Raw genomic sequence first — 20,464 nt, 5'->3', positions numbered from 1 at the left:
TCCATTCGTCAAAACAGTGGCTCTACGTCAAAAATTTAAACGGCTTTGAAGCTAGATTTGCACATGGGTCGTCGACGGCTTTTGACCCTCGTCAAAAAAACGACAAAAACACCGACGCACCATTTAAGTGCGTCAATTCTACAGCAGCAAGGCAAAATAATGTCAACCGCAAATGTAATGAATTGCAAAGGTGTGTCGAACGCTGCACCAAGGGCAGGATGCTGCATGCGAATGTGTCGATGTGCGTTAAGGTTACCTGTCAGGCAGATGCTGATTTACCGGAGACACGCATGCTTCGCATTTTTGAACGCTGGCTAGACCCCTTCCCCCCTGACGAAGTACCGCCGCCGCCAGTTGGCCTGTTGCGCTTCATGTGGGCCTGCACCCGGGGCGCTCGCGGCTACATTCTTGCCTTGGCACTGCTCAGTGCCGGGGTGTCGATTTACGAAGCCTGGCTGTTTGCGTTCCTCGGCCAGGTGGTCGACCTGCTCTCGGCCTGGCAGGCCGGTGGCGCCGCCGCCAGCACACAGGAAAGCCACGTACTGTGGGGGATAGGCATCGTCCTGGTTACCAGCATCGGGCTGGTGGCGCTGCGCACCCTGGTGCAGCACCAGGTGCTGGCAATCAATCTGCCGCTGCGCCTGCGCTGGGACTTCCACCGCCTGATGTTGCGCCAGAGCCTGTCGTTCTTCTCCGACGAGTTCTCTGGCCGGGTTACCACCAAGGTGATGCAGACAGCGCTGGCGGTGCGCGAAGTATTGTTCACGCTCATCGAGATCCTGCCCGGCATCGGCGTGTACTTCATTGCCATCATCGCCCTGGCCGGTGGCTTTGCCCTGAAACTGATGCTGCCGTTCATTGCCTGGCTCGTGCTGTTCGGGCTGGCCATGCTGTATTTCGTGCCACGCCTGGGCAAGGTCGGGCAAGAACAGGCCAACGCACGGTCGTCGATGACCGGGCGGATTTCCGATGCCTACACCAACATCACCACGGTGAAACTGTTCTCGCACTCCAAACGCGAAGCGCACTTTGCCCGTGCAGCCATGGAGGATTTCAAGCAGACCGGCTTTCGCCAGATGCGCCTGGTCAGCCAGTTCGAAATCGTCAACCAGGCACTGGTAGTGGGCTTGATCTTCGGCGCAGGCGGCTACGCGTTGTGGCTGTGGCACCAGGGCCAGGTCGGCACCGGAGCGGTCGCGGCCATTACCGCCATGGCCCTGCGTATCAATGGCATGTCGCACTGGATCATGTGGCAGATGACGTCGCTGTTCGAAAGCATCGGCACCGTGCAGGACGGCATGGCCACCCTCACCCGCGGCCCCAAAGTACAGGATGCGCCGGGTGCCACCGAGCTGGTAACCGGCGGCGGCGCGGTGAGCTTCGACAAGGTCTGCTTCAACTACAACGGCGAGCGCCAGGTGCTCAACGACCTGAGCCTGCATATTCGCCCGGGCGAAAAGGTGGGGCTGGTCGGCCGTTCCGGCGCCGGCAAGTCCACCTTGATCAACCTGTTGCTGCGCTTCTACGACGTGGACAGTGGCGAAATTCGCATCGATGGGCAAAACGTCGCCAAGGTGACGCAAGACAGCCTGCGCAGCGCCATCGGCATGGTCACCCAGGACACCTCGCTGTTGCACCGTTCGATTCGTGACAACATCGCCTATGGGCGCCCGGACGCAACCGACGCGCAAATCCGCGCCGCTGCAGCCAATGCCCAGGCCGATGGTTTCATTAGCCAACTCAGCGACCGCCAGGGCCACAACGGTTACGACACCTTGGTGGGCGAGCGCGGTATCAAGCTGTCTGGCGGCCAGCGCCAGCGCATCGCCATTGCCCGGGTAATGCTGAAGAACGCACCGATCCTGCTGCTGGACGAAGCCACCAGTGCGCTGGACTCGGAAGTGGAAGTGGCGATTCAGGAAAGCCTGGACGAAATGATGCAGGGCAAGACCGTCATCGCCATCGCCCACCGGTTGTCGACGATTGCCGCCATGGACCGGCTGATCGTGATGGATGAAGGGCGCATCATCGAGCAAGGTACCCACGCCGAGCTGTTGGCGAAGAATGGTACTTATGCCCGACTGTGGCAGCACCAGAGCGGTGGGTTCCTGGGTGAAGACCAGGGCGTGGCCGAGGCGGTTGAATAGGCTCACCTGAAGCTGACGCGGGCATTGTGGGAGTGACCTTGCCGGGGCGCTCCCACAGAAATCGCGCCTACCTGAATCTGGTACTTCAACCAAACACATGCGAAGGCCGGCGCAGCACCGGGTCGAACGGGTTGACCCGTTCGCCAATCGCCGCCGCCTCGCGCTTGAGCAATGCCACCACGGTCGGCATGCGGTTGGGCCCAAGGCGGTCGCTGATGGTCGCCACGCTCAACGCTGCCACCGCATGGCCGTTCCGGTCCAGAATCGGCACTGCCAGGCCGGCCATGCCGTCGAGCACTCCGGTGTTGCGCCCGGCGTAGCCGAGGCTGCGCACGTTGTCGATTTCGGCACGCAGCAACACTTCGTCGTAATGATGAAAGTCCTTCAACCGCGGCAGGTTGTAGCGGATCACCTCGTCCCGCTCCTCCTCAGGCAGGAAGGCCAGGATCGCCAGGCTGCCCTGCCCCACGCCCAACGCCACGCGGCCGCCGATGTCGCCGGTAAAGGTACGGATCGGGTACGGCCCTTCGCTGCGGTCCAGGCACACGGCATCGAACCCCGAACGCGCCAGCAAAAACAGCGAATCGCCCAGCGAAGCCGACAACCGCAGCAGGCTGGGGCGCACCACATCGCGCAGGTTGCCCGCCTGCCCGGCCTTGGCCGCCAGGGCAAAGAAATCCAGGCTCAGCCGATAACGCTTGCTGGTGGCGCACTGGTCGACCATGCCCTCCTCGATCAGGCTACGCAACAGCCGATGGGTGGTGGGCTGCGCCAGGCCAACCCGCAGCGCCAGCTGGCTGACCTTCTCGCCCTCCCCCCCGCAATCACCTAGCGCGCGCAGCACGGCGAACAAACGCGACACTGCGCTTACGCCAACTTCCTTGGCGCGTTCATTTCGTTTACCGGAATCCATTTTTCGTTTAACCCATAGAAATTTCATTGAGTGGAATAATTTCAAAATAGCTGTCACTCAGTGAAATTACTCTTTGTCGCCATCCTAATCATTGCCCTACTCTCCGGTCCATAGGGCGATATCACAACATCGGCCGCCGCCATAGAAGCGAGCGCCAACGTCCGTAAAAGCTTTGCTTTTCGCCGCTGGCGCTCTGCCCACCCTGAAGCTGCCGGGTTACCCCGGTTCCGTTTGCGATGGAGCACAGCCATGACCTTTCTGTTGATCGACAAGCTTTGCAAGCGCTATGGCGCTACGGAGGCAGTGGCCAGTTCGTCACTGGCCATCGAAAAAGGCGAGTTTGTCTCCCTGCTCGGCCCTTCGGGCTGCGGCAAGACCACCACCCTGCAGATGATTGCTGGCTTCGTCGAAGTAACCAGTGGCCGCATCGTCCTCGACGGCCGCGACATCACCCACGCCAAGCCGGCCAGCCGGGGCCTGGGCGTGGTGTTCCAGAGCTACGCGCTGTTCCCGCACATGACCGTGCGCGACAACGTTGCCTTCGGCCTGCGCATGCGCAAGGTGGCCAACGCCGAGATCGCTCGGCGCGTCGACCAGGCGTTGGCGTTGGTACGCCTGGACAAGCACGCCGAACGTTACCCGCGTGAACTGTCCGGCGGCCAACGCCAGCGTGTAGCCCTGGCCCGCGCACTGGTGATCGAACCGCCGGTGCTGCTGCTGGACGAGCCGCTGTCAAACCTGGACGCACACCTGCGCGAAGAGATGCAGTTCGAAATCTGCCGTATCCAGAACGAAGTCGGCATCACCACCCTGATGGTCACCCACGACCAGGCCGAAGCCCTGTCGATCAGCGACCGGGTAGTGGTGATGGAAGCCGGGCGCATCACCCAGATCGATGACCCTTACCGCCTCTACGAGCACCCGGGCACGCCGTTCATTTCCGACTTTGTCGGCAAGGCCAACCGCCTGCATGGCGTCACCGGCCCCGGCGGGTTACCGCAGGCAGCCGCCCAGGGCCCGCTGGTCCTCAGCCTGCGCCCGGAAAAGATCAGCCTTGGTGCAGCCGGCAGCGGCAAGCTGGCAGGCCGCGTCAGCTGCCGTTACTTCCTTGGCAGCCAGTGGCTGTACCGCGTCGATACCGCCTTGGGCAACCTGGCGGTGGTGCGCGCCAACGATGGCAGCGCGCCGCTGGACGAAGGTGCCCCGGTCGGCCTGGACTGGAACGATGCCCTGCTGCGGGTGCTGAACACAGCCGAGGTGGCCGCATGAGTACGGCAAAACTGCGCAGCAACACCTGGGGCTACGGCCTGAGCAGCCCAGCCCTGCTGTTGTTCCTGGCGTTGCTGGTGATACCGCTGGGGCTGACTGTGCTGTTGTCGTTCAACGCGTTCGACTACACCAGTGGTATCCAGGCCGGCCAGTACACCTTCAGCCATTACCTGAGCCTGGTGACCGACACCTATTACTACGAAATCTTTTTTCGCACCTTCTGGATCAGTGCCCTGGTCACCTTGTTGTGTGTGCTGATCGGCATCCCCGAAGCCATGGTCCTCAGCCGCATGGGCGCGCCGTGGCGCTCGATCTTCCTGATCCTGGTGCTGACCCCGCTGCTGATTTCGGTGGTGGTGCGCGCCTTCGGCTGGAGCCTGCTGCTGGGGTCTGACGGCCTGATCAACCAAGGCATCAGCGCCCTCGGCGGGCAGCCGGTGAAGCTGCTGTACACCCCGTTTGCGGTGATCATCGGCCTGGTCCACGTGATGCTGCCGTTCATGATCATCCCGGTGTGGACCTCGCTGCAAAAGCTTGACCCGGCCGCCGAGCAGGCCGCGCTGTCGCTGGGCGCCAGCCAGTGGACGGTGTTCCGCCGCATCGTGCTGCCACAGATCATGCCCGGTGTGCTGTCGGGCACGCTGATCGTGTTCGGCCTGGCCGCCAGCTCGTTCGCCATCCCGGGCCTGCTGGGCGGGCGGCGGCTGAAGATGGTCGCCACCATGATCTACGACCAGTACCTGGCCGAACTGAACTGGCCCATGGGCGCCACCATCGCCGTCGCCCTGCTGCTGATCAACCTGCTGGTGATGCTCAGCTGGAACCGGCTGGTCGAACGCCGCTACAAACGCGCACTTGGAGTGTGAACCGATGACCCGTAACGGCCCGCTGGCCTTGTCTTTTCATGCCTTGGTGATGCTGTTCATGCTCGCCCCGCTGGTGGTGGTGTGCCTGGTGGCATTCACCCCGGAAAACACCCTGAGCCTGCCCACTGCCGGCTTCTCGCTGCGTTGGTTCAGCGCTGTGTTCGAGCGTGCCGAGTTCCTCGACGCGTTTTACACCAGCCTGAAACTCGCCGCCCTGGCGGCCTCGCTGGCCACCCTGATCGCCGTGCCGGCGGGCCTGGCGCTGACCCGCTACAGCTTCCCTGGCCAGGGCTTTGTCAACGGCCTGCTGCTGTCGCCGATCATCATCCCGCACCTGGTGCTGGGTGTGGCCTTGCTGAGGTTGTTCGCCCTGCTTGGGGTCAATGGCAGCTTCACCTGGCTGGTGTTCGCCCACGTGGTGGTCATTACTCCGTACGTGCTACGCCTGGTACTGGCTGCCGCCATCGGCATCGACCGCAGCGCCGAACAGGCCGCGCAAAGCCTGGGCGCCGGGCGCATCACGCTGTTCTGCAAGGTCACCCTGCCAATGATTCTGCCCGGCGTGGCCGGTGGCTGGCTGCTGGCGTTCATCAACAGCTTCGACGAAGTGACCCTGTCGATCTTCGTCACCTCGCCTGCCACCCAGACCCTGCCGGTGCGCATGTACGTATACGCCACCGAGTCCATCGACCCGATGATGGCCGCCGTCTCGGCGCTGGTGATTGCCGTCACCGCCCTGACCATGATCGCCCTGGACCGCGTGTATGGCCTGGACCGCGTATTGGTGGGCAAGCAATGACAAGGAATGCCCCTATGCCGCTGTTCAAGCGCGTGGCCGAACACGACCGCGAGCCGCTGCCCTTCCTGCTCGACGGCCAACCGGCTCAAGGCATGAACGGCGACACTCTGCTGACCGCCATCCTCACCAACGCCACCCACCTGCGTGGCAGCGACTTCAGCGCCGAACCGCGCGCCGGTTTCTGCCTGATGGGCGCCTGCCAGGACTGCTGGGTACGCCTGCAGGACGGCCGCCGGGTGCGCGCCTGCTCGACCTTTCTGGAACCGGGCCAATGTGTCACCCGCGAACCGGGGCGCCAGCCATGAGCGCAACCGTCATCATTGGTGCCGGCCCCGCCGGCATCCGCGCCGCGCAAACCCTCGTGGCCCATGGCGTGCGCCCAGTGCTGCTGGACGAAGCCAGCCGTGGCGGCGGGCAGATCTACCGCCAGCAGCCGGCCAACTTTCGCCGCTCGGCCAAAGCGTTGTACGGCTTCGAGGCGGACAAGGCCCGGGCCCTGCACAACACCCTTGAACAACTGCGCGAGCAGATCGACTACCGGCCGGAAACCTTGGTGTGGAATGCCGAGCAGCAAGTACTGGACACCTTGCAGCAGGGCCAGTTGGCCGACCGCCTGGCATTCGACCGGGTGATCGTCGCCACTGGCGCTACCGACCGCGTGTTGCCGATCCCCGGCTGGACCTTGCCCGGGGTGTATACCTTGGGCGCCGCGCAGATCGCGCTGAAGTTTCAGGGCTGCGCCATCGGCGAGCGGGTGGTGCTGGCTGGCACCGGGCCGCTGTTGTACCTGGTGGCCTACCAGTACGCCAAGGCCGGCGCCACTGTCAGCGCAGTGCTCGACACCTCGCCGTTCAGCGCCCAGGTACGCGCCCTGCCGCGCCTGTTGCTGCAGCCGGGCACCTTTGCCAAGGGCCTGTACTACCGCGCCTGGCTCACCCGCAAAGGCGTGCCGGTGCATCAGGGGGTGACCCTGCTGGGCATCGAAGGCGAGCAACGCGCCAGCGCCGTACGCTGGTCGCGCAATGGCCAACAACACACCTTGCCGTGCGACGCCGTGGCATTCGCCCACGCCCTGCGCAGCGAAACCCAACTGGCGGACCTGCTGGGCTGCCAGTTTGCCTGGAACACCATCAACCGCGCCTGGCTACCGGTACGTGACGCCCAGGGCCGCGCCAGCAGCCCCGGTGTGTACCTGGCTGGCGACGGCGCCGGCATCCTCGGTGCCGACGGCGCCGAAATGACCGGTGAACTGGCCGCCCTGACGCTGCTGGCCGACCTCGGCAAACCTGGCAACCCGCAACGCCAGCATCAGCTGGAAAAACGCCTGGCTACCCTGCAGCGCTTTCGCCAGGGCCTGGAACAGGCCTTTCCGTTCCCCGAGCAATGGGCTCGGCAGGCCCCGGACCCGTTGACCGTGTGCCGCTGTGAACAGGTCAGCGCTGGCGAAATCCGCGCCACCGTGCGCGCCGGGCACTGGGAAATCAACCGGGTCAAAGCCATGTGCCGGGTCGGCATGGGCCGTTGTCAGGGCCGTGTGTGCGGGGCCGCCGCCGCCGAACTGATTGCCTGCGAAAGCGGTCGGTCCATTGACCAGGTCGGGCGCCTGCGTGGCCAGGCACCGGTCAAGCCCCTGCCCTTCGGCCTGGAGATCAAGCCATGAAGTGGATCGAGGTGGACGCCATTGTTGTCGGCGGTGGCATCGTCGGCAGCAGCGCTGCATTGACCCTGGCCCGCGGTGGCAAACAGGTGGCGCTGCTTGAACGTGACTTCTGCGGCTCGCACTCCAGCGGGGTGAACTATGGCGGGGTCCGTCGCCAAGGCCGCTCGCTGGCCCAGCTGCCATTGTCGATGCGTGCCCATGCCATCTGGGGGCAGTTGCGCGAGTGGATCGGCATCGACGGCGAGTACACCCGCAGCGGCCACCTGAAGCTGGCACGCAGCCAAACCGACTTCGACGCCTTGAAGGCTTATGCCCGTCGGACCCAGGCCTTTGACCTGCGCCTGCAACTGCTGGAGCACCGCGAACTGCGCCAGCGCTTCCCTTGGGTGGGCGATATCGCCGTCGGCGCGTCATATTGCCCCGAAGACGGCCATGCCAATCCGCGCCTGGTGTCACCCGCCTTCGCCCAGGCGGCCCGGCACAGCGGCGCCCAGTTGCACGAACAATGCAAAGTGCTGGAGGTAGACCACGACGGCCAGCGCTTCACCATGCGCACCAGCACAGGCCAGTGCTTCAGGGCGCCCTGGTTGCTGAACTGCGCCGGTGCCTGGTCGGCGCAACTGGCCGAGTACTTCGGCGAAGCGGTGCCGCTGACGGCGGCCCACCCGGCCATGCTGGTCACCGAGCCACTGCCGCTGTTCATGACCGCCAGCACCGGGGTCGAAGGCGGCGGTATCTACGCCCGCCAGGTGGCGCGCGGCAACTGCGTGCTGGGCGGTGGGCGTGGCTTTGCCCTGACCCCGACCACCGCCCGCCCGGGGCAAGCCGCAGTGCTCGACATCCTGCGTAATGCCACCGAGCTGTACCCGGCATTGGCCGGCGCCCAGGCGATTCGCACCTGGAGCGGCACCGAAGGCTACCTGCCCGATGACGAACCCGTGATCGGCCCCAGCCTGCGCCAACCCGGCCTGCTGCATGGCTTCGGCTTTGCCGGCGCCGGTTTTCAGATTGGCCCGGCAGCCGGGGAAGCCCTGGCGCAATGCGTCCTTCATGGCGCGCCGGCCATCAGCCTGGCGGCCTTTTCCATCAACCGTTTTCAGCCCAGCCACCACTACAAGGAAAACCTGTCATGACGCACAAGCAACGTTTGCTCGCCCTGTTCTGCACCGTACCTGGCCTGTTCGCCTGCCTGCCCGCCATGGCGCAACCCACGCTGTACCTGGGCATGAACGGCGGCACCATGGAGCGGCTGTTCAGCGACAACATCCTGCCCTCGTTCGAGAAGGCCAACGGGGTGAAAGTGGTGATCGTTCCCGGCACTTCGGCCGACATCCTGGCCAAGGTCCAGGCCACGCCGAACAAGCCGTCGATCCACGTGATGGTGCTGGATGACGGCATCATGTACCGCGCCATCGGCATGGGCCTGTGCAGCACGCTCAAGCCCAACCCGACGCTCGCCCAGCTGCCGGAGAAGGCCCTGATCAAGGACAAGGCTGCCGCCGTCAGCCTGGGTGTGACCGGGCTTGCCTACAACAGCCGCCTGTTCAAGGAAAAAGGCTGGGCAACACCCACCTCCTGGAACGACCTGGCCGACCCGCGCTTCAAGGACAAAGTGGTGTTCCAGTCGATGGCGTCATCCACCTTCGGCTTGCACGGTTTCCTCATGTACAACCGCCTGCACGGTGGCAGCGATACCGACGTCAACCCGGGCTTCACGGCCTGGAAGAAGAACGTTGGCCCGAACGTGCTGGAGTACATCCCAAACTCGGCCAAGCTTTCGGAAATGGTGCAAACCGATGAGGCCGCGTTGTTCCCGCTCACCCCTACCCAGGTGACGGCGCTGAAGCTCAAGGGCATCCCGGTGGAATACGCCGCGCCCAAGGAAGGCGCCGTGGTGCTCAACCAGGCCGAATGCGTCACCGCCAACAACGACCAGCCGGAGCTGGCGCAAAAGCTTGCCGAGTTCCTGCTCAGCCCTGAGGCGCAGGCACCGGCACTGGAACTGGGTGACCAGATCCCGTCCAACCCCAACACGCCGACCAGCGACAAAACCCGTGGCCAGGTCGAAGCCATGCAGACCTACCTGCAAACTGCCGTGACCATCGACTGGGACCAGGTCAACACCCAGCGCCCGGAATGGAACGCCCGCTGGAATCGCCAGATCGAGCGATAGGCCGAGGCCCCCTGGCCCGCTCCCGGCGCCCCAGGTGCCGGCCAGCGGGCACCGTCACCCCGCCCGCATGGCGCCTCAATCCAGCACTGGCCGCAACAGCGCCTGCGCCTCGTACAGTGGCGGCAAATAACGCATGCGGATTTCATCAACACTCAACCGCGAGGCATGAGTCGTGATGGTCAGCGTCGCTTTCAACTGCCCGGCACGGTCCAGCAACGGTACACCCAGCACCCGCATACCGACTTCATATTCCTGGTCAACAATACAGAAGCCCTGCCCCTTCACCCGGTGCAATTCCGCCTCCAGCTGTGCCCGGTCTGTGAGCGTGTAGGGCGTCAACACCCGCAACGGGTTGCGTGCAAAGTACTCACCTCGCTCCCCCTCACCCAGCCAGGCCAGCCAGATCCGCCCGCCGGCCGTGCAATACATTGGCACCCGCGAACCGGGCCTGATCGACAACGACGCCACATGGCTGTAGCGGCTGCGCACCAGGTGGATGATCTCGTCACCATCGCGGGTACCCACCGACACATGCTCCTGGGTCTGGCGCGCAACCTGCTCGACAATCGGCCGTAGCATGCGCGGCAGCTGCGCCGAGTCCACGTACGCCTGGCCAATACGTAAAGCCTTGGGCGTCAGCCAGTACTCGCGGCTGTCAGTTTCGGCAAAGCCCTCGTGCACCAAAGTCAGCAAAAAACGCCGTGCGGCACTCGGCGTAAGGCCAGACAACCTGGCCGCCTGCGGCACGCTCAGGCGCGGTTGCTCAGCGCTGAACAATTGCATCAGGGCCAGGCCTTTCTGCAAGCCGGCGATCAAATCGCGGGGGTGGATGGCGGGCGTGTTCATCTTTACGACTCGCAAGTGGAAAAAAACAGCCGATTACTGCGATAACCGGATCATGGTTGCGATTATCGCATCAAAAGCCCGATCAACGCATTGTTGCTCTTCCACCTCTGCATCACGCTTGCCTTCACAACAACATCAATAAGGAGGTCAGCATGATTCGTGGTTCCACTGAACTGGTTGCCATCGTCGGTTCGCCCATTGCCCAGGTGAAGTCCCCCGAGAACTTCAACACCTGGTTCGCCAACAACAACTGCAACGTCGCCATGCTGCCCATCGACCTGCACGAAGCCGCGCTGGGCAGCTTTGCCGACAGCCTGCGCGGCTGGCAGAACCTGCGCGGGTGCGTGGTCACCGTGCCGTACAAGCAGGCCCTGGCCAGCCGCCTGGATGGTTTGAGCGAACGTGCGGCTGCCTTGGGTTCGGTCAATGTGATACGTCGCGAGCGCGACGGGCGCCTGCTGGGTGACAACGTAGACGGCGCCGGCTTCCTCGGTGCTGCGCGCAAGCATGGCTTTGACCCGGCGGGTAAACGGGCGCTGGTGATCGGTTGCGGCGGGGTTGGCAGTGCCATCAGCTACGCATTGGGCGAGGCAGGTATCGTCAGCATTACCCTCAGCGACCCCAGCACAGCGCGCATGGGCGCTGTGTGCGAACTACTCGGCAATGCCTTCCCGGGGCTTTCGGTCAGCACGCAGTTCAGTGGACTGGAAGACTTCGACCTGGTGGCCAACGCCTCCCCGGTCGGCATGGGCACAGGCGCAGAACTGCCGTTGTCCGCTGCCCTGCTGGCCACGTTGCAGCCAGACACCCTGGTCGCCGACGTGGTCACTTCGCCCGAAATCACCCCGCTGCTGAACCGCGCCCGGCAAGTAGGCTGCGCGACCCAGACCGGCCCGGAAATGGCCTTCGCCCAACTCGGCCACCTTGGCGCCTTCATGGGCGTGACGCCGCAGGAGATCTGAGGCCATGGCCACTCTTGAACACATACAACACAGCTTTGACCTGGTGGTATTGGGCAGCGGCGCCGGTGGTTTTGCCGCCGCCGCCACGGCGGCTCGCCGCGGGCTGAAGGTGCTGGTAGTGGAAAAGGCCGAACGTTTTGGCGGCACCTCGGCGATATCCGGCGGCGCGGTGTGGCTGTACGGCACCGATCAAGCCCGCGCCGCGGGGGCCAAGGATTCACCCGCGGCCATGCGCACCTACCTCAAACATGTGATCGGCGACGGCTACGACCCTGCCCTCGCGGACGCCTTCATCGAACATGGCCACCAGGCACTGCGTTGGCTGGAACAGCACACCGAGCTGCGCTACGCCCTTCGACCGCACTCCCCGGATTATTACCCCGATGCCCCTGGCGCCACCCAGTTTGGTCGGGCGCTGGAAATGGTCGAGTACGACGGCAAGCACCTCGGCCCACGCTTCAAGGACCTGCAAATGCCACCGCCCGGCATGCTGTTGTTCGGCGGCATGATGGTCAACCGCGTGGATATCCAGCATTTCCTCAGCATTCGCCGCTCGCCCAGGTCGTTGTGGCATTGCCTTAAACTGATGGCACGTTACGCACGGGACCGCCTGCAGCACCCGCGTGGCACCCGGTTGACTACCGGCAACGCACTGATCGCCCGCCTGGCCACCAGCGCCTTTGCCCATGGCACACAGCTGTGGTTGCGCAGCGAGGCCCTGGAACTGATCGTTGAACAGGGCGCGGTCACGGGCGTGGTGGTACAGCACGAGGGGCGCCGCGAACGGGTACTGTGCCGCGGCGGTGTGGTGTGCGCCATGGGCGGGTTCGCGGCGGGCGCACTCGCCGCTGGCTACCGGCCAGCCCAGCAAGCACCGCACCTGACCATGTCACCCGCTGCCAACGACGGCGCTGCCCTGCGCCTTGGCCGGGCTGTTTCGGCAGCGCAGGGCGAGGGCCTGGCGGCCAACTTCTTCTGGGCGCCGGTTTCCGAACTGCGCCACGCCAGTGGCGAGCGTGAGCGCTTCCCGCATCTGGTTACAGACCGCGCCAAACCCGGCGTGATCGCGGTGAACCCGGCCGGGCGGCGCTTTGTGAACGAATCCGACTCCTACCACCACTTCGTGCAGACCATGTTCGCCAACGGCCTTTCCAGCTGCTGGCTGGTCTGCGACGCCGAGGCCATGAACCGCTATGGCCTGGGCCTGGCGCGGCCAAAACCGGTGAACAACCAGGCGCTGATCGACGCCGGTTACCTGTATCAGGCGGCAACACCGCAAGCCTTGGCCAAGGCCATCGGAGTCGACCCGCAGGTATTCGTGCACACCCTGGAGCAATTCAACGCCGACGCCTGCAACGGCATCGACCGCGCGTTCGGCAAAGGCGGCAACAGCTACAACCGCTACATGGGCGACCCGCAGCACACCCCCAACCCATGCCTGGCGCCGCTTGCCAGCGGGCCGTACTACGCCATCCGTATCCACACCGGCGACCTCGGTTCGGCCTGCGGCCTGGTGACCGACGCCCAGGCCAACGTGCTGAACCGCGACGGCCAGCCAATTGCCGGCCTTTATGCGGTCGGCAACGACATGAACTCACTGATGAAAGGCACCTACCCCGGCCCCGGCATCACCCTGGGCCCCGCCCTAACCTTCGGCTGGCTCGCTGCCAACCACATCACCGCGCGCCTGCAGGCGCCGGCCACCCAAACGGAGACCCCGGCATGTACTACGAACTGAGAACCTACACCCTCGACCCTCTGAAAATGGCCGACTGGCTGGCCCTGTACCAAAGCCATGCGCTGGAAGTGCAAAGCGAGCACCTGGGTAACCTGGTGGGCTTTTTCACCAGCGAGTTCGGCGACGTCAACCAGGTGGTGCACATCTGGGGCTATGCCAGCCTCGACGAGCGCATCGCCCGCCGCGCCGCGATGGCAGCCGACCCGCGCTGGGCGGAATTCTCCCGACGCAACCGCGAACTGGCGGCAGTAGTACGCCTGCAATCGCGGCTGATGCGGCCCACCGGCTTTTCGCCGCTGCAGTAAACCGTAAGCCATCTCCTACCAACGCCTGAGCGGAACCCTTGCATGCAACCCCTCGAATGCGACGTACTCGTCATCGGTTCCGGTGCCTCTGGCCTGGCGGCCGCCGTTACCGCCGCGCATCACGGCCTGCACGTGATCGTTGCGGAAAAAGCCAGCCAGCTGGGCGGCACCAGCGCCTGGTCGGGGGGCTGGCTGTGGGTTCCGCGCAACCCGCTGGCCGTTGCCGAAGGCATCGTCGAAAACGACGATGCCCCAGAACGCTACCTGCGTGCGCAAACCCATACGCACGAGCTGGACCCACGCCAGCGTGCATTCCTGCGCCACGGCCCCGAAATGGTGGCGTTTTTCCAACAGCACACCGCTGTACAGTTTCAATCCGGTAGCCGCATGCCTGACATGCGCGAAGGTGACGGCAGCGCAAACGGCGGCCGTTCGCTGTGCGCACTGCCCTACGACGGCCGCCTGCTCGGGCCTTGGCTGCACAAGCTGCGCCCGCCGCTGGACATCGTCAGCCTGGCCGGCATGGGCATTGCCGGCGGCGCCGACATGGCCGCCTTTTTCAATGCCACACAATCGCCCAAGGCAGCGTTGCATGTAGGTAAACGCCTGCTGCGCCACGGGCGCGACCTGCTGCTGCACCGACGCGGCCAGCAACTGGTCAACGGCAACGCACTGGTGGCACGCCTGCTGCGCAGCGCCCTGGACCTGGGTGTGACGCTGCTGACCGACAAGCCGGCCAGCCGCCTGTTGGGGGAAGGCCGGGTCAGCGGCGCGCTGTTTGCCGATGGCCAGGCGATTCACGCACGCCGGGGTGTGGTGCTGGCCTGTGGCGGCTTCCCGCACGACCGCAAGCGCATCGCTCAATTGATGGCTCATGCGCCGGATGGCACCCGGCATTACTCTGCAGCGCCCAAAGAAAACAGCGGCGACGGCCTGCGCCTGGGTGAACAGGCCGGTGGCCTGGTAAGTACCAAGCTGGCGCAATCCGGTGCCTGGGCACCGGTTTCGCGGGTACCACGCAAAGATGGTACCTTCGGCCATTTCCCGCACCTGATCGACCGCGCCAAACCCGGCTTCATCGCCGTGCGCCGCGATGGCCGGCGCTTCGTCAACGAAGCCGATTGCTACCATGACTTCATGAACGCACTGTTCGCTGCCACGCCGCAAGGCGAGCCACCTGAAGCCTGGCTGATCTGCGACCACGCCGCGCAACGCCGCTACGGCATCGGCTGGGCCAAGCCGTTTCCCTTCCCCACCCGCTTTTACCAACGCTGTGGCTACCTGCACAGCGGCGCTACGCTGGCGCAGCTTGCGCAACGCTGTGGGATCGATGCCGCGCAGTTGCAGCGCACGGTGGAAGGCTTCAACCACCCTGCGGCACAAGGTGAAGACCCCACCTTCCAACGCGGCGCGTCAGCCTACAACCGGGCCCAGGGCGAACCGCAGCAGGCACCCAACCCGTCGCTTCGGCCGTTGCTGAAGGGGCCGTTTTATGCGGTGAAATTGCTGCCAGGCAGCCTTGGCACCTTCGCCGGGCTGGGCACCGACGCCTCGGCCCGCGTGCTGGACCACGCGGGGCAGCCGATACCCGGGCTGTTTGCAGTGGGTAACGACATGCACAGCGTGATGGGCGGGTACTACCCGAGTGGGGGTATTACCCTTGGGCCGGGGATGACTTTTGGATATGTGGCTGGAAAAGCATTGAGTAGTTCATAGTCAACAAGCCACTCAAGCTGCTCCAGAGATCACGTTGATTTTCTCTGGTTTGAGGCTGTCTCGCTTCTCACTCAATGGTCACTTTCACTACGCGGCTCTATCTGAATATCATCGCTCTACCATTTCCTCGCACGCATGGCTTTGCGGCACTATTCGGATGTCCACACGCCGATTCTCTGCTCGACCATCGAGGGTGTCATTGCTGCTAACCGGCTGGCTGGCTGCCACGCCCTGCACAGCAAAACAACTGTCTGGAATATCCCCCATACGCTGCATCCAGTCGCGCACGGCAGAGGCTCGGGCTCGGGACAGTTCAAGATTTTTGACGGCATCACCCCGCGCATCCGCATGCCCGGAGATAACGATCAGCCAACCCGGTTGGGCCTTGATGTCAACCAGTGCGTTGATCAGCAGCCTGGTGGAACCGGGCTTGAGTTCTGCACTGCCAGGGTCGAACAGATTCAAACTGTCGAGCTGGATCGGCTCAGGCGTGCGGGGCTCATTGGCTTTCCTGGATGCCCACTCTTGCCAGCCTAGCCAACCCACAAAGACACTGCTGACCGTCAATGTCAGCAACCACGGCAACAAAGCGCGCTTCTGTACTGAAGGCTCGACTACAAATGTGTAGGTCGGCGGCACCGAAACAACAGACCCGATCTGAGGACTGACCACTGGCTCACCACGCGGCGCCCAGGCTTGCAAAGGAAGCGGCATCGTCACATCCCTGCTTCCCGATACCCGCTGCACCACATTGCTGATCTGGTGTCGGAAAACCGTAAGCGAAGCTAAAGGTGCGTGGCCAAGTCGCTCCAGACGGTGCTCCAGCCGCCCCAGCTCAACAGTCAGTTCACTCAGTGCCGACCAGTTGGACCTTCCCCAGTCCATTGTTCGAATCAAAGGATGTAGCTGAGCGAACAACCAGGCGATGAGATCGATGCGAGCTGAAGCCTGCACGGGCCACAAATGCGGCCACTGGTCCATGATTGTAGAGAGCAGCGCCACCCCTTCGGTCAAACCAGCGAGCCCCGTACGATAACTGCGCGCCAGTACAAAGGACGCTGCCGTCTGCAACTCTACCCCGTTAAGTTCGAAGAGCCGTAAGCACAATGCTTCAACTTTCACCCAGTCAACGTCGGGACACGCTGGGTGGTTAAGCTTGGCCAGTTCACCATGCAACACTCTGAACTCATCAAAACTGCCTGGGTCCCCACCCAGGCGAACCCGCATTTCAAAAAGCGCCGTCATGTGGCCCCCTTGTCGTAGATCTATGGCTTGGAGAGATAGCCTTCCTGCTTCAGGTGGCGCACAACCACCCTGCCCTCAGGCGCAAGCGTGGTGCCAAACGTGACCCGGCCACCCCCCTTGATGAGCACGTCGAGTGCGTATTCCAGATGACCCGGCTGTAGCTGAGGAAGCAATCCGATGCGCACCTCTGCGAGCCGCGGTTCATACCTGCGCAGCGTGTTCACAATGTCATTCATCAAGCCATGGGCCGTGGCCGGCAGCCCTTGTAAAACCGTCCCCATATCCGGCAAGCCATAGTCCGGCAGATGGGCGAGTGTCCCCGCACGGCTGTTGAGAATGCGCTGAAGATTGTCCAGAACCGAAAGCGTCAGCTGGTCATCGTCAGTGACCCTCTCCAGTTCCAACTCCCCGCTGAAATTCTGCAGCAGCGTTTCGTAAAGCGAAGGGCCTGGTTCAACCATTTGCTCAGTCCTCGGTACGCGGGCGCAACTTCAACCGGTTGTCACCGAGTTCGATAACCCTGGGCTTGTCCGGGTACAGGTCAGCACGCTGCAAAGTCAGACGCCACGCGTTCTGCACATTGTCCGGGCTTCTGAACAAGGCAATGACGCCAATATATTGGGCCTCACTCTGCAACGGCGTGCTGAGCTGAGCTGCCGCCCCAGGTTTGACCACCACGGCCTTTTCATTGAGTAAGTCGCCACCCAGAACCCGCTCGCCATGGCTTGCCAGATCCTCGTAGGTTGCCCTGCCCAGTGCCTCGTGATCGCGCAACTGGTAAACACGCACCAACACCGGGACCGATAGCCCACTCATGTCCACACTGGCGGTGTTCATCGCCGACCGCCCTGTAAAATCCAGATGCAGCGTTTTGACTTGCTTGTAGAAAATTGCATGGGCCGTGGAGGTGGTGCCGTCCACCACCTTCTGGGTGAGGCCACAGCCGCCCAGCAGTGTCACCAGCGCAACGACCGTGACGCGGTTAGAAGCGGTACGCCACATGCTGTACCTCCCTGTTGCAAGGATTGAGTTGCAGGCCTTGATATCGGCCCAGGTTGACAGTGATGGTGTTGGGGTGGGCCACTGGCTCTTCGCCCGTCGGCAAACCCAGTACTGCAGTCATTCCCAACCTGACTTGCGTACGGCCCAGTACCGGCGCCGGCAACAGGTGCAGCGGAATCGACAGCTGTAGCTTGGCCGTACAGCGCCACCCGAGATACACCTCCAGCAGCACCAGCAAGTCGAGCTGCAGCCGACCACCAGGTAGCCATTCACGCGCTTCATCCGGGTCGTCGGTATGCAGCAGCAGGCGCAACTGGCTGTTGGCATCTAGTCCGACAGCGCCTAGCGGCGTGCCTTGTGAAAGACTGACCGGGCTGTCAATTGCGAGGCTGGCCAGCCGTTGGAGTACAACCCGCTGCGGCCAATGCCCGGTTACGTATGCTTGTGTGCTTGGGGCCAGCAACTTCACCAACGCGGCAATCCCCTCTGCGTTGCGGGTGGGCAAGCGCATTACGCTGAGCAACGCCAGAAAGCGTGACATCGGTGTGGCGATACGTTCGGCCGTACCCGGTACCCCAAGCCCGATCAAGCCCAGCAAGCACTGTGAGGTCGCATCGCGCCCGCCCGCCTCAAAAGTCGCGGGATACGAGTACTTGCGCCAGATACGATAGAACTGGGTGAACACCCGATGGTTGAAGATATCGAGAAACGCCTCGATCGCTTCATGGCCCTCACGGCGCTGGGCAATGTCGTCCAGATAGGCCGTGGGCAGCGGCGAATCAACACCATACAAACCCAGTAGCCGCGTGCGTACGGTAATAGGGCGATCAGGACAGGCGTCGTCGAATTCTATGGCCTTCAACTCACTCGCGGGAAAGCCCATGCCAGGGTCGGGCCGAAAGCGGACCCCGTCATCCCCCGGGTGTGCGGTACTGCCTAACGGTGGTTGATCGACCAGTACATGCTCCAGCAACTGACAGAAGCGATACACATTGGCCGACGCCACCTGCCCCTCCATTACATCTAAAAGCCCCTCAGCCTTCAGCCGGGAATACGCTGACTGTGATGTTCGCTCCATCGCAGGCACCTCCCGGTAGGTTGCAAGATCAACGTCAGTTGCGTGCACAAGTGGATGTCGGCATACAGCGCGAAGAACCGGCTGAGCATTTCACCGAACAGGCAGATGTCCCCTTCCCCCGAAAAGCCATTACTGTCGATCGTCACCTCGATATCCACGCCGCGCAGCAGGAAGCCTTTTTCGAATCGCTGGATAAGGTGATGCTTGACATCAACGATGGCCTCCAAACGACGGCGATTGGTTTCGCTACCCGTCCACTCATACAAGGCCAACGTGCCACGCAGCACTTCAGCACTGTTGAGCATGGGCAAGAAGTTCGAGCCCAGATGGCTCAGCACTCGCCAGTGGAAACGGTCACGATTCGGCGGGTAGCATGGCAGCGTGGGTGAGGTCAGGTTGCGCACCTGCAGCCCGGCCTGGGTGGACTGCGCGGCAGCATCGAGCAAGGTACTGCGCAGGGCCTTGCGCGGCAGCTGGCCATTGGTCCCGGTAAGGCGCAGTGACAGGCTTTTGCGCTTGAGCAACACATCCTTGTCAAAGCCTTCCCCGCCCAGGATCAGCCAGGTGTCATGCAGGCCATTGGCGCCCTGCCTGAGGCGGGTATGAAAGTACCTCTCCGGGGCCTCATCGCGGAGCATGCCACCCTTGTGGCGAAAGCTGCTGAACGGCACGTAGTCCTGACGGATACTGTTCTTCGAACCGGACACCCTGTCTACGGAATAGATTTCCGTGTGACCGTCCTGCAGTCGCATCGGGCGAAGCAGGTACTCGTTCTGCAACGGATCCAGGTTGAGCGGATCCGCGTCCAGTGGAAACAAATTGATCACGGGGACCGCGTGTAAACGGATGTGCTCCTCGTTGGGCGTGAAGGCATGCGACCATGCCTCACATAGCACGACGTCAAGCTCGAACCAGGCAGCGTTCAGTGGCAATGACAACGACTCCAAGCCGCACAACGTCACGAACATGAATTTTTCGCGGAAGGTGAAGTACTCAAGCAGCAGCTGATAGCCACTGAACGCACTATCACCTTTGGGCCAAAGGCGGTCATCGTCAGCGAAGCCCTTGGGCTTGAAGTGGCCTTCAAGCACCTGACGTTCTGCCTCGCCCGGCATGCGCACATACAGCGCCTGTACCTTCAAGGTCAGTGCTTGATGCAGTGCACTGGCCAATGCGGCATCAGCGTTCAGGTACAGCGGTATCTGAGCAAGATCCAGCCGGGTCCAATCTGCCATCTCCCCACACAGGAAGCGCAAACGTAGCACCGCACGCCCATCAGGCTCGTGATCAATACGCACGGTGTCAAGCGTGAGCGGCTGAAGCGGCAAATCCTGTGTCGTGCAATAGCGACAGCGGGTACGTTGCGGACCCACTGGCTGAGACAGCACCTGGAACCCCCTGGCAATGGATTCGCTGCCTTTCATCTGGCTGACATCAGGCATGAGCTCAACGATGGCCAGCGAGGGGATGGTGCGCAGGTAGTGCGGCCACAGCAGGCTGACCAGTCCCTCGGTCAGCTCGGGCAAGTCGTCGTCCAGCTTTTCTCGCAGACGCCCCATCAAGAATGCGAAGCCCTCGAACAAGCGCTCCACGTAGGGGTCTTCGGCTCCGGGCTTGCCCAGATTGAGCTGCGCCGCTCGGTCGGGAAACGCCTGGGCAAACTCTTTACCCGCTTCCCGCAGGTAGCGCATTTCGGCATCGAAGTACCGTAGGGTTAGGTTGTCCTTACTCAAAACAGGGTCCTG

General features: G+C 63.2%; 19 protein-coding genes. 12 read left to right on the top strand and 7 right to left on the bottom strand.

The annotated features are described in order from the left end of the window. Positions 1-290: 290 nt before the first annotated feature. Positions 291-2,147: an ABC transporter ATP-binding protein gene (locus SB756_RS06290; RefSeq protein WP_410910441.1), complete on the top strand. Its 1,857-nt coding sequence runs from the start codon at positions 291-293 to the stop codon at positions 2,145-2,147. A gap of 85 nt (positions 2,148-2,232) precedes the next feature. Here the strand turns inward: SB756_RS06290 and SB756_RS06285 are convergent, their stop codons facing one another. Continuing rightward, entirely contained in the window at positions 2,233-3,060 is an 828-nt protein-coding gene (locus SB756_RS06285; RefSeq protein ID WP_341795987.1) for an IclR family transcriptional regulator, read from the bottom strand. A gap of 249 nt (positions 3,061-3,309) precedes the next feature. Here SB756_RS06285 and SB756_RS06280 point away from each other — a divergent pair, with 249 nt between their 5' ends. The 7 genes from SB756_RS06280 to SB756_RS06250 are packed head-to-tail and all read left to right on the top strand — an operon-like array spanning position 3,310 to position 9,827. Next, positions 3,310-4,329 carry an ABC transporter ATP-binding protein gene (locus tag SB756_RS06280; protein WP_410910440.1) on the top strand — a complete coding sequence of 340 codons (1,020 nt, stop codon included), beginning with the start codon at positions 3,310-3,312 and terminating at the stop codon, positions 4,327-4,329. Continuing rightward, complete coding sequence (locus tag SB756_RS06275; RefSeq protein WP_410910439.1) at positions 4,326-5,195, top strand: ABC transporter permease; 870 nt, start codon at positions 4,326-4,328, stop codon at positions 5,193-5,195. Before SB756_RS06280 ends, SB756_RS06275 begins: the two co-directional genes overlap by 4 nt. A gap of 4 nt (positions 5,196-5,199) precedes the next feature. Beyond that, positions 5,200-5,994, top strand: coding sequence for an ABC transporter permease (locus SB756_RS06270; protein WP_341795990.1), 795 nt, complete (start codon positions 5,200-5,202; stop codon positions 5,992-5,994). 14 nt (positions 5,995-6,008) lie between these two features. Further along, positions 6,009-6,299 carry a (2Fe-2S)-binding protein gene (locus SB756_RS06265; protein WP_043201539.1) on the top strand — a complete coding sequence of 97 codons (291 nt, stop codon included), beginning with the start codon at positions 6,009-6,011 and terminating at the stop codon, positions 6,297-6,299. Next, the gene (locus SB756_RS06260; RefSeq protein ID WP_341795991.1) at positions 6,296-7,654 is read left to right on the top strand and encodes an NAD(P)/FAD-dependent oxidoreductase; all 1,359 of its coding nucleotides are present in this window, start codon (positions 6,296-6,298) and stop codon (positions 7,652-7,654) included. The genes SB756_RS06265 and SB756_RS06260 overlap by 4 nt, the downstream gene beginning before the upstream one ends. Continuing rightward, positions 7,651-8,787, top strand: coding sequence for an NAD(P)/FAD-dependent oxidoreductase (locus SB756_RS06255; RefSeq protein WP_341795992.1), 1,137 nt, complete (start codon positions 7,651-7,653; stop codon positions 8,785-8,787). The genes SB756_RS06260 and SB756_RS06255 overlap by 4 nt, the downstream gene beginning before the upstream one ends. Then, on the top strand, positions 8,784-9,827 hold the full coding sequence (locus SB756_RS06250) for an ABC transporter substrate-binding protein (protein ID WP_341795993.1): 1,044 nt from the start codon (positions 8,784-8,786) through the stop codon (positions 9,825-9,827). The genes SB756_RS06255 and SB756_RS06250 overlap by 4 nt, the downstream gene beginning before the upstream one ends. Positions 9,828-9,902: 75 nt before the next feature. On the opposite strand, the gene SB756_RS06245 is transcribed toward SB756_RS06250, so the two are convergent. Then, positions 9,903-10,673 carry an IclR family transcriptional regulator C-terminal domain-containing protein gene (locus SB756_RS06245; RefSeq protein ID WP_341795994.1) on the bottom strand — a complete coding sequence of 257 codons (771 nt, stop codon included), beginning with the start codon at positions 10,671-10,673 and terminating at the stop codon, positions 9,903-9,905. A gap of 152 nt (positions 10,674-10,825) precedes the next feature. Here SB756_RS06245 and SB756_RS06240 point away from each other — a divergent pair, with 152 nt between their 5' ends. From SB756_RS06240 to SB756_RS06225, 4 genes are read left to right on the top strand one after another with little or no spacing between them, the layout of a single operon-like run. Continuing rightward, the gene (locus SB756_RS06240; protein WP_341795995.1) at positions 10,826-11,635 is read left to right on the top strand and encodes a shikimate dehydrogenase family protein; all 810 of its coding nucleotides are present in this window, start codon (positions 10,826-10,828) and stop codon (positions 11,633-11,635) included. Between the two features lie 4 nt (positions 11,636-11,639). Continuing rightward, positions 11,640-13,373: an FAD-dependent oxidoreductase gene (locus SB756_RS06235; RefSeq protein ID WP_341795996.1), complete on the top strand. Its 1,734-nt coding sequence runs from the start codon at positions 11,640-11,642 to the stop codon at positions 13,371-13,373. After that, positions 13,358-13,678 (top strand): NIPSNAP family protein, encoded by a 321-nt coding sequence (locus SB756_RS06230; protein WP_016500295.1) that lies wholly within the window; start codon positions 13,358-13,360, stop codon positions 13,676-13,678. The genes SB756_RS06235 and SB756_RS06230 overlap by 16 nt, the downstream gene beginning before the upstream one ends. A 42-nt stretch (positions 13,679-13,720) precedes the next feature. Further along, positions 13,721-15,394 (top strand): FAD-dependent oxidoreductase, encoded by a 1,674-nt coding sequence (locus SB756_RS06225; RefSeq protein ID WP_410910438.1) that lies wholly within the window; start codon positions 13,721-13,723, stop codon positions 15,392-15,394. A 108-nt stretch (positions 15,395-15,502) separates the two neighbouring features. Here SB756_RS06225 and SB756_RS06220 read toward each other — a convergent pair whose 3' ends face one another. From SB756_RS06220 to tssF, 5 genes are read right to left on the bottom strand one after another with little or no spacing between them, the layout of a single operon-like run. Further along, positions 15,503-16,639, bottom strand: coding sequence for an OmpA family protein (locus tag SB756_RS06220; RefSeq protein ID WP_410910437.1), 1,137 nt, complete (start codon positions 16,637-16,639; stop codon positions 15,503-15,505). A gap of 20 nt (positions 16,640-16,659) precedes the next feature. Further along, the gene (gene tssE, locus SB756_RS06215) at positions 16,660-17,100 is read right to left on the bottom strand and encodes a type VI secretion system baseplate subunit TssE (RefSeq protein ID WP_410910436.1); all 441 of its coding nucleotides are present in this window, start codon (positions 17,098-17,100) and stop codon (positions 16,660-16,662) included. A gap of 4 nt (positions 17,101-17,104) precedes the next feature. Continuing rightward, the gene (gene tssJ, locus SB756_RS06210; protein ID WP_410910435.1) at positions 17,105-17,641 is read right to left on the bottom strand and encodes a type VI secretion system lipoprotein TssJ; all 537 of its coding nucleotides are present in this window, start codon (positions 17,639-17,641) and stop codon (positions 17,105-17,107) included. Beyond that, positions 17,622-18,719 (bottom strand): type VI secretion system baseplate subunit TssG, encoded by a 1,098-nt coding sequence (gene tssG, locus SB756_RS06205; protein ID WP_410910434.1) that lies wholly within the window; start codon positions 18,717-18,719, stop codon positions 17,622-17,624. The genes tssJ and tssG overlap by 20 nt, the downstream gene beginning before the upstream one ends. Continuing rightward, positions 18,683-20,452, bottom strand: a complete 1,770-nt coding sequence (gene tssF / locus SB756_RS06200; protein WP_410910433.1) for a type VI secretion system baseplate subunit TssF — start codon at positions 20,450-20,452, stop codon at positions 18,683-18,685. The genes tssG and tssF overlap by 37 nt, the downstream gene beginning before the upstream one ends. Between the last annotated feature and the right edge of the window lie 12 nt (positions 20,453-20,464).

This window comes from Pseudomonas sp. SIMBA_068 (assembly GCF_046534705.1).
GTDB classification, from domain to species: domain Bacteria; phylum Pseudomonadota; class Gammaproteobacteria; order Pseudomonadales; family Pseudomonadaceae; genus Aquipseudomonas; species Aquipseudomonas putida.
This window is presented reverse-complemented; position numbering and strand designations above follow the sequence as displayed.